This window comes from Parazoarcus communis SWub3 = DSM 12120 (assembly GCF_003226565.1).
Taxonomy (GTDB): Bacteria; Pseudomonadota; Gammaproteobacteria; order Burkholderiales; family Rhodocyclaceae; genus Parazoarcus; species Parazoarcus communis.
Genome location: NZ_QKOE01000006.1, coordinates 222,224 through 237,737 on the forward strand (window position 1 = coordinate 222,224; position 15,514 = coordinate 237,737).

Sequence of the window (15,514 nt, forward strand, 5' to 3'; positions counted from 1 at the left end):
GATCCCTGGCTAGCCCGTGGCGGCCGCCCTCGGGCTCGCCAGGAAAGCCTGTTCGAACCGCTCTGGCGGCACCGGCGGACTGCATAGATAGCCCTGATACACGTCGCAGCCACGTGCAGCCAGAAAACGCTGCTGCTCAGCAGTCTCCACCCCTTCGGCCAGCACCCGCAAACCCAGGTTGCGCGCCAACTCGATGATGGTGGTCGTCAGCTGCGCGTCACTCTGGTCCTGCGGCAAGGCCATGATGAAGCTGCGGTCGATCTTCAGCTTGTTGACCGGAAAGCGCTTCAGGTAAGACAAGGACGAATAGCCGGTGCCGAAGTCGTCAATCGCCAGACGGATGCCGAGAGACTTGAGCTGATGCATGAACTCGACCGCATCCTCACCCCGCTGCATCAGACCCGACTCGGTAATCTCGATCTCGAAACGCTCGGGCGGGAAACCGGTCTCTGCCAGTACATCGCGCAACTGCTCGACCACACCGCCGCGGCGAACCTCCTCCGGTGACAGATTGACTGCCAGCAGATCGAACTGGTAACCCGCGTCAAGCCAGGCCTTGCCTTGTCGGCAGACTTCGCGCTGCACCCAGCGCCCGAGCTCGACGATCATGCCATTGTCCTCCATGACCGGAATGAACTCCCCCGGCCCGACGGGTGGCCCATTGGTTACCGCCAGGCGCACCAGCGCCTCGGCACCCAGAATCCTGCCTGTACGCAGACACACCAGGGGCTGGTAATGCATGCGAAACCCCCCTTCATCAAGCGCGCGACGCAAACGGGACTCGAGTGCCAGGCGGGTGTTGGCCGCGCGGGTCAGGTCCTCGCTGTAGTAGCGGAAGATGCTCCGTCCGTCGCGTTTGGCACGGTCCATCGCAGCGTCGGCATCGCGCAGCAACTCAGCGGCCGTCTCACCGTCACCGGGATACACGCTGATGCCGATACTCGCCTTGGCGTACAACACCTCACCATTGCTCAGTGCAAACGGCTCGTTGAACATGGCAAGGATGTCACGGGCGACGGTCGCCGCCTCGCTCGCGTCGTGCACCTGTTCAATCAACAGTACGAACTCGTCCGCGCCATAGCGCCCCAGCGTGTCCTCGCGACGGATGCGCCCTTGCAGACGCCGCGCAACCTCGGTCAGCAGCAGATCGCCACAATCGTGTCCGAGGGCATCGTTGATGTGCTTGAAACGGTCCAGATCGATGAACAGAACCGCAACCCCGGTACCATCACGTCGCGCCGCTTCGATCGAGTGCGCCAGCCGATGTCCGATCAACAGGCGGTTGGGCAGGTCGGTCAAAGGGTCGTACTGCGCAAGGTGCTCCACCCGTGCCTCGAACTGATGGACCTGCGACATATCGGTGAACACCGCAACATAATGGGACGTCCTGCCGTCATCGTCATCAACTGCGCTGACCGACACCCACTGCGGACACATCTCACCATTGCGCAAACGGCACCACACCTCGCCTTGCCAGTGGCCGTCACGCACAAGCGCTGCGCGCATTGCTCGGTAGAAGGCCGCATCGTGATGCCCCGAACGCAGCACGTGGGAAGACGCCCCAATCAATGCATCTTCTGTATAACCCGTAATGTTCAGGAAGGCACGATTGACCGACAGGATGCGCTCGGCCGCATCCGTCACCATGACGCCATCGCGCGTACCCTCGAGCGCTCGTGCATGCAGGCGAATGCGCTGATCGGACCGCTCCTGCTCCCTTTTTGCGGTCGTTTCCAGCACATCTGCACGATAACGCAGCAGGATCAGCAACAAGGCCAGCGCGGCAACCAGCAAGGTGTTGAGCATGTCAATCTCGCGCAAGGTCGCACGCCGGTGCGCCAGCTCGGCCAGCAGTACTCTCTCAACGGCCAGGCTGGCCTGCTGCAATGGGGCGTGGATCTGCCTCAGGCTGAGTCCCTCCGCCGCCGTCAGCCTGACACGTGTTTCAACCTCGGCAGTCACCTGATCGAGTGCAGCGAGATACTCGCCGACCGACCGCATCAGCTTCTCCGAAGGTGTACGCCCCAGACTCATGCCGGCAAGGGCCGTCTCCGGCTCGATGATGCTGCGACCGGCATGCCGCGCGCGCTGCAGGGAGGCGAGAACCAGCTCGACTGACACACTGCGGTCACCTCGCAACAAGCGTTCGGTAAACACCTGCGCCTCGCTGGCGTGATAACGCGACTGCGCCAGACGGTCCAGCGGCACGACCGATTCGCGTAGTGCCGCATCCCAGCGCATCGACGACCATGCCATCAACAGCAACACCGACGCCGCCAGACCCACCACGGCCAGGAGCAGGCCACGGCCAATCAGGCGGCGCCAGACCACCTCTCCAGTCATGGTCCGCACTCCGGCACGTCGTTTTGTCCAGGCATCTCTGCCGGAGTGAAGCCAAAGGGCGCCACCATTTCCAGATGAATCGGGCTGCCCAGAAAACGTCCCAGGCGTCGGTCAACCGCGTCGCGCAACTTGTGATCCTGGCGTCTGAAGACAAAGGCCGGCAAACCTGCAGGAAGGGCAACAGTCGCCCCGGGCTCCACCACCTCCAGCATGGAGCTGTCGTGCGAAACACGTGCCAGCGTATCGCGCAAGGACACCACCGACAGCATGAATGCATCGATCCTGCCCATCATCAACGCATCCATTGCGCTCGTCGTATCCGGGAAGTCGATCACTTGCGAAGCAGGCAGCCCCGCCTGCCCAGCCAGTTGCCGCTCAACCGCACCAGCGATGACCCCCAGCCTCAGCGCGGGCGATGAAAGGAAGTCCTGCAGGCGTAACGACACGCCGGCCTCATTCCGACGAACCAGCAAGGCGGGACAGACCTGCGCAGTTGGCCGGGAGAACAGGACGCGCTGTGCACGCTCCGGTGTCACGAACATGCCTGCCGCAATCGCATCGATCCGGCCCGCTTCGAGCTCATGGATCAGGCTGCCGAAATCCGCATGCACCCACTGCAGTCTGGCCGGACCGATTTCTGCTGCAATGTGACGAAACACAGCGGGCGCCTGGCCCGAAACACGACCCTCGGCATCAATGAACACAAACGGCGGTTCAAGCGCATAGCCCACGACGAAACGGCCGCCATTCTGCAGCCGCGACAAGGCAGAGGTTTGAGAAAACCCCTGCGGCAACCACTGCGCGATCAGCGCGGCGCTACCAATGACCAAAGCAGAGAGGATGTAGAAACGTTTATGCACGACTTCATGCCCGTCGATGCAAGGCGCTCAGTATGCACCCGCACCACGCCGACGACAAACATGAAAACCCTAAGCAAGCCGCCGGAGATGACCTGAAAACGTCTGTCTTTGGTGGATGATCATGATGAAGAGATACTACCCCAAAGACCGGCCTGGCGTTGCTAACTCATCCAGCCGCTAAGCCAAAAGTTAGCCTATCGAAACACTCAAGACCCCGCCGGCGCCCCGTTACGCAGACAGGCTGCAATCGCGGTAGCAATGCCATCGGCCATCCTGGCCTGACGCAAGGGATCCCGCAGCAACAACTCTTCGTCCCGGTTCTTGATCACACCGGCCTCGAACAACAGGGCGGGAATCCGCGCGTGCCGCAACACGGCCAGTCCGTCGTAGTAATGCACGGCATGCGTTTCATCCGCATAGGCACGACGGCGGGCATTCTTGTGCGTGGGTTCGAAACCCAGACGCTGCAAGCGGGCGCCAATCACCCGGGCGCACAGCAGGCTGGCCGGCAACTGGGGGTTCTCGCGCGATACGAAGATCGAATGGCCGGCAAAGGTGTCGCTGTAGTCCAGCACCTGCCCAGCCCAGATCCATGGTGTCAGTTCGAAAGCCGAAACCGAATCATGATGGATCGAGATCAGCAGGTCGGCCCCCATCGCGGCCGCCTGTTGCGGCCGATCCCGCAGGCTGGCGATGTCGCCGTCCGGATTGATCAACACGGTCGGGACACCCAGGGCATTCAAGGCCGGCACCAAGACCCGGGCGAAGTCCCGATTGAACTCGAACTCGGACCGTCCGCGCGCACTGATCGCCCCCGGGGCGGCCAGCGTGTGGCCAATGTCGATCGCCACAGTCTGCGCCCCCGCGGCGCAGAGGTTCAGCATTGCAAGCAGACCAAGTACCCCCCGAAACGAAGAGCAGGCAGGCATGAACGGCATCGACACAGGGCTCGTGGTAGATCCGCCCCAGTATGAATCACCCATCACACGCCGCCAAGATGACTGGGGTGATGCACCCTCCCTGCGACACGGCGTGACACGGTTATCGGCGTGTTGCAATCGATACCTGCATGCGCCCCAATGACGGTTATCATCGAAGCCTCTTCCATACCCATGCCGTCATCCCAGGTATGACCTTTGCCCTTCGACCCAGCGTACGAGAAAAGATCTGGGCGATGGTCGTCCTGTTCCTGCTCGGGCTGTGCAGTGCAAGCATCATTGCCATCCTGGCAGAGCGCGAAATCCTGCTCGGAGAAAAAAAGCACACCGTACGCCGTCTGGTCGAGGTCGCGCACAGCATTGCCGCCCACTACGCAGCACAGGAACAGCGCGGAGACCTGTCTACAGCCGCCGCACAGGATGCCGCAAAGCAGACCATCCGGGCCATGCGATACGACGAGAACGCGTACTTCTGGATCAATGACCTGTCGCTGCCGGTCCCACGGATGGTCATGCACCCCACCGCACCGGAACTCGACGGCCAGCCGCTCGACGATGATAGTCTGGGCTATGCCAGCAGCCTGCAGCTTGGCACCGATGGCCCAAGAACCAACCTGATTCCACCCCAGAAGCTCTTTGTCGCGCTCGCCAACGTGGCACAGCAGGGCGGCCACGGATACATCACCTATTACTGGCCAAAACCCCTTCCCGGCAGCGCTTCGACCACGGTTCGGTATCCCAAGCTGTCCTACGTCAAGGCCTTCGAACCCTGGGGCTGGTCGATCGGATCAGGCAGCTACCTTGACGATGTCGATGCCCTGATCCATGCACAGATCGCCAGAAAACTATGGCTGATCCTGGGTATCGGCTTGCCGCTGATCGTGCTTGCCGCACTGCTGGCACGAAACATCATCGGGCCACTGGTACGTAGCTCGCGTGCCCTAGCAGCCATGACACAGGGCAGCCAGCCCATGGCACCGCTGGTGGTCGAGCGCGAGGACGAGATCGGGACCCTGATCCACGGTTTCAACCAGCTGCAGACGACGCTGCATCGCAGCGAAGCCCGTTTCCGCTCCGTGGTCGAGAATGCTGGCGATGCAATCTACATCCACGATCGCTTTGGCTGGATTCACGACGTCAATCAGATCGCCAGCGAGCAAACCGGATACAGCCGTGCCGAGCTGCTCGCGGCGTCGGTCCGTCTGCTGGACACGCACAGCGATTTCGATTCACTGTGCTCGCTGTGGGGCATCGCTGCGACCGAGCCGGAACGCTACCCGATGACCGTGGAGAGCGCCCATCGCCGCAAGGATGGCACGGTGTTTCCGATCGAGGTCCGGATCAGCGTGTTGCCCGGAGATGACCAAGGGCTGCGCTTCGTGGCCATGGTGCGTGACATCACCCGGCGCAAGCAGGCCGAAGCCGCACTGCTGGAGAAAACCCGGGCACTGGCCCGCACCAATGCCAAGCTCGAGCAACTGGCAACCGTGTTCAGCCATGCCCGGGAAGGCGTCATGATCACCGCACCGGATGGCACCATCCTCGATGTCAACGAAGCCTTCACCCGGATCACCACCTATAGCCGTGATGAAGCCCTGGGCCACACGCCCCGCCTGCTCAAGTCCGGGCACCAGCCCCGCGAATTCTATGAGGCAATGTGGAATGCGCTGCTCCAGGACGGACACTGGAGTGGCGAAGTGTGGAACCGGCGCAAGGATGGGAGCCTTTACGCCGAGCTGCTCACGATCAGCGCGGTACGCGAGCCCGATGGCAGAACACAGCATTTCGTCGCGCTGTTCACCGACATCAGTGCGCAGAAAGCCCATCAGCAGCAACTTGAATACATTGCCCGCTATGACGCCCTGACCGGCCTGCCCAACCGGATGTTGCTGGCCGACCGCCTGCACCAGGCGATCACTCAAGCCAGACGGAGGGGGCAGCCGCTCGCGGTCGCCTACATCGACCTGGACGGTTTCAAGGCCGTCAACGACACGCATGGCCATGCCGCAGGTGACCAGTTACTGACCACGCTGGCACGGCGAATGCGCCGCAGTCTGCGCGAGGGCGACACCATCGCCCGCCTTGGCGGTGACGAATTCGTCGCGGTGCTGGCCGACCTGCCCGACCGGGAAACCGGCATGACACTGGTCGAACGCTTGCTGCAGGCAGCCACCGAAGTTGTCCATCATGCCGGACATCCGCTTCAGGTCTCCGCCAGCATCGGCGTTGCCTACCACCTGCCGGGCAACGAGCACGATGCCGATCTGCTGCTGCGTCAGGCCGACCAGGCAATGTATCAGGCCAAACAGGCGGGGAAGAACCGCGCTCAGGTCTTCACCGCGGACAACTCGACCGGAAACGGCACACGAGCAAGCAACGGGTCGGCATCTTCCATGTAACAATGGTTGCAGTCCAGCAACCGGAGCCCGCCATGACCCGCAGCCTGCTGATCCGCAATGCCCTGTTGCTTGCAACGATGGACGACGAAAGGCGCGAGTTCGCCGATGGCGCGGTCCTGATCCGCGGCAATCGGATCGAAGCGGTCGGCTCATCCGGACGCGTGCCTGACAGCGCCGACGAGATCATCGATGCCCAGGGTTGCGTTGTCGTACCCGGGCTGATCAACACCCACCACCACATGTATCAGACGCTGACCCGCGCCGTGCCAGGCGCGCAGGACTGCGAGCTGTTTGGCTGGCTCAAGCGACTGTACCCGATCTGGGCGCGGCTAACGCCGGACATGATCCGGGTATCCACCCAGACCGCGATGGCCGAGTTGATCCTGTCCGGCTGCACCACGGCGTCTGACCACCTCTATATCTACCCCAACGGTTGCCGGCTGGACGATTCGATCGAGGCGGCAGCCACGATCGGCATGCGCTTTCATGCCTGCCGTGGCTCGATGAGCGTCGGCGAGTCACAAGGCGGTCTGCCGCCAGACCGGGTCGTGGAGGACGAAGCCACCATCCTGCGCGACTCGCAACGCCTGGTCGAAACCTGGCACGACGGCAGCGATGGCTCGATGCTGCGCATCGCACTGGCACCGTGCTCACCGTTTTCGGTGTCACGGGAGCTGATGCGTGAGTCAGCCGCCATGGCGCGTCACTATGGCGTCGGCCTGCACACTCATCTGGCCGAGACCGTCGGTGACGTCGCCTACAGCCGCGAGCGCTTCGGCTGCACGCCGGCGCAATATGCGGAAGAGCTGGGCTGGACCGGCGAAGGCGTCTGGCACGCGCACTGCGTCTGCCTGGATGATCACGGCATCGACCTTTTTGCCCGCACCCGCACCGGCGTCGCCCATTGCCCCTCCTCAAACATGCGGCTTGGCTCGGGCATCGCCCCCATTCGCAAGATGATTGACGCCGGGGTACCGGTCGGCCTCGGGGTGGATGGCTCGGCCTCCAATGACGCCGGCCACCTGCTGCTCGAGGCCCGCATGGCGATGCTGCTGGCCCGCGTACGTGACACGGGCGACGGTAGCGGGGACCCCGCCGCACTGTCCGCACGGCAGGCGCTCGAGATCGCCACCCGGGGCGGGGCGGCGGCACTCGGGCGTCGCGACATCGGTCAGCTCGCCCCAGGCATGTGCGCCGATGTTGTCATCTTTGACGTTCAGGGCCTGCCCCATGCCGGCGCCCTGCACGACCCAGTCGCCGCCCTGCTGTTCGGTGGCCCGGCAACGGTCCGTCACAGCATCATCAACGGTCGCCAGGTGGTACGCGATGGCATGCTGCTGACAGTCAATGCTGCGCGCCTGTGCGAAACCCACAACGCCATGGCCAGAAAGCTGCTTCAAGGCTGACACCCGTCCTCAGCAACATGGCGTGTCATTCGGGAGACATTCAGGCCATTCAGCAGATGAGCTCGACACTTAGACCATAAAAGAAATATAAACTAAACTTTTTATTCTTTTGAAGTCTTTCCGCACTGCGGTAACTTAGTGCTTCCTGGTCTCTCACCGCCCTGCAGGAAGCATGATGCTGGTCCCCGAATCCCTACACGCCCTGATCGTCGGCCTGGTGCTGATCGGCCTGTTCGCGACCTTTGTTCGCGAATGGCTCAAGCCCGATGTCGCAGTCATGGCAGCGGTGGCCATCCTGCTGGCACTGGGGCTACTGACCCCGCAGAAGATGCTGGGGGTCTTCAGTAACAGTGCACCGATCACCATTGCCTGTCTGTTCATCATCAGTGGCGCTTTGAGCAAGACCGGGTGTGTAGACCGACTCGGCGAGTGGCTGGGCGCCATGGCCGGCCACAGCGAACGCAGCCTGTTGCTGGCCATGCTGGCCGTCGGCCTGCTGGTATCGCCCTTCATCAACAACACCCCGGTGGTCATGGTGATGATTCCCGCGGTCATCGCCATGGCCAGCCGCTACAACGTGGCACCGTCGCGGCTGTTGATCCCACTCTCCTACGCGACCATTCTCGGCGGCATGATCACCATGGTCGGCACTTCGACCAATATCCTGGTTGACGGGGTGGCACGAAATCACGGACTGGCACCGTTCCACATGTTCGAAATCAGTGGCGCGGCCATTGTGATGGCCTTGATCGGCTGTGCCTTCATGCTGTGGCTCGCGCCACGCTTCCTGCCACGACGCGAGACCCTGACCCAGCAATTCACCGGCAGCGGCGACCGCCTGTTCATGACCGAACTGTTCGTGCCCGAAGGCTCACGTCTGGCGGGCAAGACGTTGAAGGAAGCGCGCCTTTCCAACGGCGTGATCAAGGTGCTGAATCTGTTCCGGGGCGACGAGGAAATCACTGCGCCGGCGCCCGACACCCTCCTGCAGGTTGGCGACCGCGTCATCGTCCATAGCCGCAGCAGTGGCATGATGGACCTGCGCAGCAGTACCGATCTGGTCAGCATGCAGGCCCAGACCGCTGACCCGCACGACCTCGAAACCCTGCGCCGCCGTGACGTGGTCATGGTCGAAGCCATTGTCGGCCAGACCTCACGCTATGTGATGCGCCCGATCCGTGATCTCGACCTGGCCGCACGCTATGGCATCCACCTGATCGCCGTGCACCGCAAGAACGCCTCGATCGCCGATATCGGCGACGACTTTCAATTGCAATTCGGCGATGTGTTGCTGGTGGAGGGCACACCGGCCCAGATCAAGCGCTTTTGCGACAACGGTGACCTGTTCGCCATCACTGACGGCAAACCTCCGGTTAACAACCAGGGCAAAGCACCGATCGCACTCGCCACCATCGTTGGCGTGATGGGGTTGGCAGCTTTCAACGTGATGCCGATCGAAGGTCTGGCTCTGATCGGCGCGGTCGTCGTCATCGTCACTGGCTGCCTGCGTGCGGACGAGGCCTACAAGTCAATCGAATGGCCAATCATCATGCTGATCTTCGGCATGCTGGGCATCAGCATTGCGATGCGCGACTCCGGACTGGACAGGCTGCTGGCCAGCACGCTGGTCGGCGTTGGAGATGGGCTCACCCCCTGGATGATGCTGTCGCTGATCATCCTGCTCACCTCGATCGCAACCGAGTTCATCAGCAACAATGCGGTCGCGGTGCTGTTTACGCCCATCGTCATCGGCATTGCCGAACATCTGGGGGTTGACCCCCGCCCCTTCGTCGTCGGCGTGATGTTTGCCGCCAGCGCAAGCTTTGCAACACCGATTGGCTACCAGACCAACACCCTGGTCTACAACGCCGGCAACTATCGCTTTACCGACTTTGCCCGCCTGGGCATTCCGCTGAACCTGATCGTCTGGATCAGTGCCAGCATCCTGATCCCACTGTTCTGGCCGCTGACCGCGAAGTAAGCCCGGGCTCCAGTCTGAGCCACAGACCACACCTGGAAAAACGGCGCCAGCCCGGAGGGCCAGCGCCGCGAGTTCCGCTGCAACCGGTCAGGAACCGGTGAGCGGCATTGGGCGGGACGTCATCCCGCCCCTGCTCATGCCTCCAGCGCCTTCACATGCGTGATGACCTCGGCGATCGCCTGCTGCGCACTACCGTACAACATGCGGCAGTTGTCCTTGTAGAACAGCGCATTCTCGATGCCGGAGTAACCCGCCCCCTTGCCGCGCTTGACCACGATGACGTTCTGCGCCATGTCCACATTCAGGATGGGCATGCCGTAGATCGGGCTGGTCTTGTCGGTACGCGCGACCGGGTTCACCACGTCGTTGGCCCCGATCACCAGCGCCACATCGGCCTGCGGGAAGTCGGCGTTGATCTCCTCCAGGTCGAAGATCTTGTCGTACGGCACCCCCGCCTCGGCCAGCAGCACGTTCATGTGGCCCGGCATCCGCCCGGCCACCGGGTGGATCGCAAACACCACCTCCACGCCACCTTCCTCAAGCAACTGCGCCATCTCCCACACCTTGTGCTGCGCGCCGGCCACTGCCATGCCGTAGCCAGGCACGATGATGACCTTGCTCGCATAACGCATCACCGAGGCCGCATCGAGCGCCGAGAACTCCTTCATCGTCCCTTCGATCGCCTCGCCCTCGCCCCCCGCGGCCGCGCCGGTCAGCGGGGTGAAGATGACGTTGGAGATCGGACGGTTCATCGCCTTGGCCATCAGCTGCGTCAGCAGCGTCCCCGACGCCCCCACCACGATGCCCGCCACGATCAGCGCCGGGTTGCCCAGCACATAGCCTTCGAAACCCACCGCCAGCCCGGTGAAGGCATTGAGCAGCGAGATCACCACCGGCATGTCGGCTCCGCCGATCGGGCTGGTCAGGATCACACCCAGTGCCAGCGCCAGCACGAAGAACAACACGATGATCGCGCCCGACGGGGTGTCGGAGGCGATGATCACCAGGCCGAGCAGCGCCGTGAGCGCGGCCAGCACGATGTTGACCTTGTTCTGCTGCGGCAGGCGGAAGGCGTTCTTCATGATGCCTTGCAGCTTGGCATAGGCCACGCACGACCCCGAGAACGCGACCGAACCGATCAGTGCCCCCAGCACGGCCAGCGTGGCCACCACCGGCCCATGAATCTCGCCCCGGGCGAACTCCAGCGCCGCAATCGCCGCCGCCGCACCGCCGCCCATGCCGTTGTAGATGGCGACCATCTGCGGCATGTCGGTCATCTTCACCGTCTTGCCGCTCCACCAGGCAATGGCCCCGCCCAGCACGATGGCCAGCACCATCAGACCGTAGTTCTGCATCCCCGGGGTCTGGAAGGTGACCAGGGTGGCAGCGATCATCGCCCAGCCCGCCCAGACGATGCCCTTGCGCGCCGTCGCGGGCGAGCTCATCGCCTTCAGGCCGAGGATGAACACCACCGCGACCGCAAAGTAGGAAAGTTGGATGAATCCGTTCAGCATGTCAGGCCTCCAGCGCGACGGGCAGCACGGGCCCCAGCTTGCGCAAACACAGTGAGCGTGAAGGTCCGGGTCATTGCGCGCCCTCCTTCTTCTTGTCGCCCTTGTTGAACATCGCCAGCATGCGTTCGGTCACCACGTAGCCGCCGGCCGCATTGGCCGCGCCCAGGAACACCGCCACAAAGCCGATCGCCAGTTGCAGCGGGTCTTCCGGGTCGGCATGACCGAGCACCACCATCGCCCCCACCAGCACCACGCCGTGGACGAAGTTCGACCCCGACATCAGCGGCGTGTGCAGGATCACCGGCACCCGCGAGATCACCTCGTAGCCGGTGAAGGCCGCGAGCATGAAGATATACAGTGCAGCAATTCCATCCATGATCAGGCTCCTTGCAGGCCAAGCACCTGCGCCACACCGGCGTGGCGCACCTCGCCCGCGTGGGTCAGGCAGCAGCCGGCCACCACTTCGTCTTCCCAGTCGAGCGCCAGCGCACCGTCCTTGATGAAGGGCGAAATGAAGTTGTAGAGGTTCTTCGCGTACATCTCCGAGGCATGCACCGGCATGCGGCTGGTGATGTGGGTCGGCCCGATCACGAGCACGTCGTTGATCCACACCTTCTCGCCCGCCACCGTGCCTTCGACGTTGCCGCCACTCTCGGCCGCCATGTCGACGACCACCGCGCCCGGCTTCATCCGCGCGATCATGTCGGCGGTGATGATGCGCGGGGCGCGCTTGCCCGGAATCGCGGCGGTGGTGATCAGCGCGTCGCACTGGCCCACCGCCTTGGCCAGCCGTTCGGCCTGCCGCGCCTTCTCTTCGTCGGTCAGTTCGCGGGCGTAGCCGCCGCTGCCGGCTGCCGCCACCCCGGTGTCGACGAACTTGGCGCCCAGCGATTCGATCTGCTCGCGGGTTTCCGGACGCACGTCATAGGCCTCGACCATGGCGCCGATGCGCCGCGCCGTGGCAATGGCCTGCAGGCCCGCCACCCCGGCACCAATGACCAGCACCTTGGCCGGACGGATCGTGCCCGCCGCATAGGTCAGCATGGGGAAGAACTTGGGGCTGTGGTCCGCGGCAATCAGCGCGCACTCGTAGCCCGCGACCGCGGCCTGCGAGGACAGCGCGTCCATGCTTTGCGAGCGCGAGATGCGCGGCAGCAGTTCGAGCGCAAAGGCGGTGATCTGCCGCGCCTGCAGCAGCTTCACCCGCTCCACATCCGACCACGGTTGCAGCATGCCCAGCAGCACGCTGCCCGGCTTCATCGCGGCAATGCGCTGCGCCGACGGCGGTTGCACGCACAGCAGCAAGTCCGCATCGGCGCAGATCACCTGCGCATCCTCAACAAAATCAACACCGGCAAAGCCGGCATCCACGTAGTGCGCCGGCACGCCGGCACCCGTCTGCATCACGACCCGGGCACCCAGGCCCTGGTACTTCTTGACCACGTCCGGTACGACCGAAATTCGTCGCTCGCCGGCAATGGTCTCCGCTGGCACTCCGATGGACAGAGGCATGGGGGGACTCCTCCCTATGGGATTGAGATTGGAAAAAACGCGCCGGCACAGCCTTGTATTGTTGTTTCTCCCTGCCCCACACCATTTCGGTGCGCAGCCGACGCGAACCAGATATTACCGGTAAATCGCGTATGCGCAACACGATCACCCAAAGGGCCGTCTTGCTACCAGGGGGATAAAGGCCGATGTTGCGGACGGCCCCAGGGATCAGGACCGAGGAGGGACAACGGCGTCATGCTGCTGACCTACCGGTCGGACGGTCGTCGGAGTGGTTCCGCCATCAGTGCAGGCGATCACGCACCAAGGAGACGGGATGGGATCAGCCTGCGGTGCCGACAGACGGAATGTCGATGAACTTGATGATCGCCAGCGAAATGTTGTCACCGTAACCGGCCGCACGCTCACGGGCACGATCGATCAGATGCTGGGCAGCTTCCCTGGCGCTCATGGAATGGATGATGCTCGCGAGTTCATCGTCGCCGAAATAGGCCCACAGACCATCGGAACACAACAGAAAGCTGTCCCCACCCTGTACGGACTCACAATGACCGTGATCGATGCGCGGCTCGCGCTCGCTCCCCAGGCAGGACAACAGGACGTTGCGCTGCGGATGAACCAGGGCACCCGCCTCGTCAAGCCTGCCCTTGCGTTGCAACTCGCCCACCAGGGAGTGATCCGGGCTGCGATATACCGTCTCCAGCCCACGGAAATGATAGAGCCGGGAATCTCCACAGTGCGCCCAACTCGGTCGGCCCTGGTTAAGCAGGAAAACAACCGCTGTACTGTGAGGATCCTTCTCGCTGGTAAAGCGGGTCAGCCGGATGACGGTGTGGGCTTCGTTGATCACGCTCTCGAGCAGATGCTCCGGCGTTTCGTGCAAGGGTGCAAAGGCCTCGAAATTCTGCCGGGCCTTCAGCACGACCTGCTCTGCGGCCATCGACCCTCCGCTGTGGCCGCCCATACCATCGGCCAGCACCGCCAGCATCATGCCAGGACGCGTGGGATGCCCGAAAAGGGCGACACGGTCCTGTTGCTCGGTACGGTCACCAATATGACGAGCGACACAGGTTTCAACGGTGATCGGCATGGAGGCAGAAGAATTGACTGAGCCGTAGATAATAGCAACGCATCTCGATTCACGTGCACCTCACCACCGCCTCACCAATCTGGGTAAGGATGCAGTGTGACTTATTTCACACCCACCACCACGCACATCCGCCCATGTAGCCTTCATGCCCCAGTGCAGAACCGCCGCCCCCCTTGCCCCGCTGTGAAGCTGTGCCGGAGGAGGGCGTCACCACCTCGCCCCCCGATTCAAATCGGAAAACCATTCAGCCGCGCATCAATGAGCTCAATCCAGTGCCGCACTGGCGTTGTGGTTCCCGCCTGCAAATGGGTGATGCAACCGATATTGGCCGAAGCAATCAGTGTCGCACCGCCCTCTCCAAGCGCAGCCAGCTTGCTATCCCGCAGCGTATGAGACAGCGCCGGCTGCAGCAGCGAGTACGTACCCGCCGACCCACAGCACAGGTGCGCATCACGCACCGGCGTCAGCTCGAAGCCCGCTGCGGCCAGCAGACGCTCAACCCCCCCGCGCAGCTTCAAGCCATGCTGCAGGGTGCACGGTGCATGCCACGCCAGCGGCGTCGGCTGGCCTCCCCGCGCACGCAGGCGGCCAGCCAGCGTGTCGATCTCGGCGACCACGATCTCGCTGACATCCTTCGTCAGTTCGCTGATGCGACGTGCCTTGTCAGCGTATAGCGGGTCGTCGCGCAGGATGTGGCCATAATCCTTGATCTGTGCCCCGCAACCGGAGGCGGTCATCACGATGGCCTCGACTTCGCCACGCTCCACCGCAGGCCACCAGGCGTCGATATTGCGCTTCATGTCCGCCTTGCCACCGGCGTGATCGTTGAGGTGGTGCCGGACGGCACCGCAACAGCCGCCACCGGGTGCCTCGTGCAGGGAGATGCCAAGGGTGTCGAGCACCCGCGCCGCCGCCGCATTGATCGACGGCGCCATGGCGGGTTGGACACATCCGGCCAGCGCCAGCATCCTGCGGGCATGGCGCGGACGCGGCCAGGGGCCGGAAGGACGCGCCAGAGGCACTTTATCCTTGAGCACCTCGGGCAGCATGCCGCGAACCAGGCGCCCGGCCTTCATCGCCGCACCAAACAGGCCGGCGCGCGGCACAAACTCGCGCAAGGCCCAGCGCACCACGCGATCCGCCCCCTGTCGGGGCACTTTCTGCTCGACCACATGACGCCCGATGTCGAGCAGACGCCCATACTGGACGCCCGACGGACAGGTGGATTCGCAGGAGCGGCAGGTCAGGCAACGGTCCAGATGCAGCCGGGTCTTTTCACTCGGCTCGTGCCCCTCGAGCACCTGCTTGATCAGGTAGATACGTCCGCGCGGGCCGTCGAGTTCGTCACCCAGCAACTGATAGGTCGGGCAGGTTGCGGTGCAGAAGCCGCAATGCACACACTTGCGCAGGATATCGTCGGCCACCTGGCCGTCAGCGGTATCGCGGATGAAGTCGGCGAGCTGGGTCTGCATGC

11 protein-coding genes are annotated in these 15,514 nt (G+C 63.3%); 3 read left to right on the forward strand and 8 right to left on the reverse strand.

Annotated elements, in window-relative coordinates:
- Window positions 1–9: 9 nt before the first annotated feature.
- From DNK49_RS24975 to DNK49_RS11165, 3 genes are all read right to left on the reverse strand, one after another.
- Window positions 10–2,343, reverse strand: a complete 2,334-nt coding sequence (locus DNK49_RS24975; protein WP_110524503.1) for a putative bifunctional diguanylate cyclase/phosphodiesterase — start codon at window positions 2,341–2,343, stop codon at window positions 10–12.
- A complete protein-coding gene (locus DNK49_RS11160) occupies window positions 2,340–3,203 on the reverse strand; it encodes a transporter substrate-binding domain-containing protein (protein ID WP_165843304.1) in 864 nt (287 codons plus the stop codon). Before DNK49_RS11160 ends, DNK49_RS24975 begins: the two co-directional genes overlap by 4 nt.
- 206 nt (window positions 3,204–3,409) lie before the next feature.
- Complete coding sequence (locus DNK49_RS11165; RefSeq protein WP_243632317.1) at window positions 3,410–4,087, reverse strand: N-acetylmuramoyl-L-alanine amidase family protein; 678 nt, start codon at window positions 4,085–4,087, stop codon at window positions 3,410–3,412.
- 245 nt (window positions 4,088–4,332) lie between these two features.
- Between DNK49_RS11165 and DNK49_RS11170 the strand changes: the two genes are divergently transcribed.
- From DNK49_RS11170 to DNK49_RS11180, 3 genes are all read left to right on the forward strand, one after another.
- Window positions 4,333–6,540: a diguanylate cyclase domain-containing protein gene (locus tag DNK49_RS11170; RefSeq protein ID WP_165843305.1), complete on the forward strand. Its 2,208-nt coding sequence runs from the start codon at window positions 4,333–4,335 to the stop codon at window positions 6,538–6,540.
- A 32-nt stretch (window positions 6,541–6,572) separates the two neighbouring features.
- Window positions 6,573–7,946, forward strand: coding sequence for an 8-oxoguanine deaminase (locus tag DNK49_RS11175; protein ID WP_110524509.1), 1,374 nt, complete (start codon window positions 6,573–6,575; stop codon window positions 7,944–7,946).
- A gap of 172 nt (window positions 7,947–8,118) precedes the next feature.
- Window positions 8,119–9,927 carry an SLC13 family permease gene (locus tag DNK49_RS11180; protein WP_243632318.1) on the forward strand — a complete coding sequence of 603 codons (1,809 nt, stop codon included), beginning with the start codon at window positions 8,119–8,121 and terminating at the stop codon, window positions 9,925–9,927.
- A 134-nt stretch (window positions 9,928–10,061) separates the two neighbouring features.
- On the opposite strand, the gene DNK49_RS11185 is transcribed toward DNK49_RS11180, so the two are convergent.
- From DNK49_RS11185 to glcF, 5 genes are all read right to left on the reverse strand, one after another.
- Complete coding sequence (locus DNK49_RS11185; protein WP_110524513.1) at window positions 10,062–11,441, reverse strand: NAD(P)(+) transhydrogenase (Re/Si-specific) subunit beta; 1,380 nt, start codon at window positions 11,439–11,441, stop codon at window positions 10,062–10,064.
- 70 nt (window positions 11,442–11,511) lie between these two features.
- Complete coding sequence (locus DNK49_RS11190) at window positions 11,512–11,817, reverse strand: NAD(P) transhydrogenase subunit alpha part 2 (RefSeq protein ID WP_110524514.1); 306 nt, start codon at window positions 11,815–11,817, stop codon at window positions 11,512–11,514.
- A 2-nt stretch (window positions 11,818–11,819) separates the two neighbouring features.
- A complete protein-coding gene (locus tag DNK49_RS11195) occupies window positions 11,820–12,953 on the reverse strand; it encodes an NAD(P) transhydrogenase subunit alpha (protein WP_110524516.1) in 1,134 nt (377 codons plus the stop codon).
- A gap of 319 nt (window positions 12,954–13,272) precedes the next feature.
- The gene (locus tag DNK49_RS11200; RefSeq protein WP_110524518.1) at window positions 13,273–14,040 is read right to left on the reverse strand and encodes a PP2C family protein-serine/threonine phosphatase; all 768 of its coding nucleotides are present in this window, start codon (window positions 14,038–14,040) and stop codon (window positions 13,273–13,275) included.
- Window positions 14,041–14,267: 227 nt separating this feature from the next.
- Window positions 14,268–15,512, reverse strand: coding sequence for a glycolate oxidase subunit GlcF (gene glcF / locus DNK49_RS11205; RefSeq protein WP_110524520.1), 1,245 nt, complete (start codon window positions 15,510–15,512; stop codon window positions 14,268–14,270).
- Window positions 15,513–15,514 lie beyond the last annotated feature (2 nt).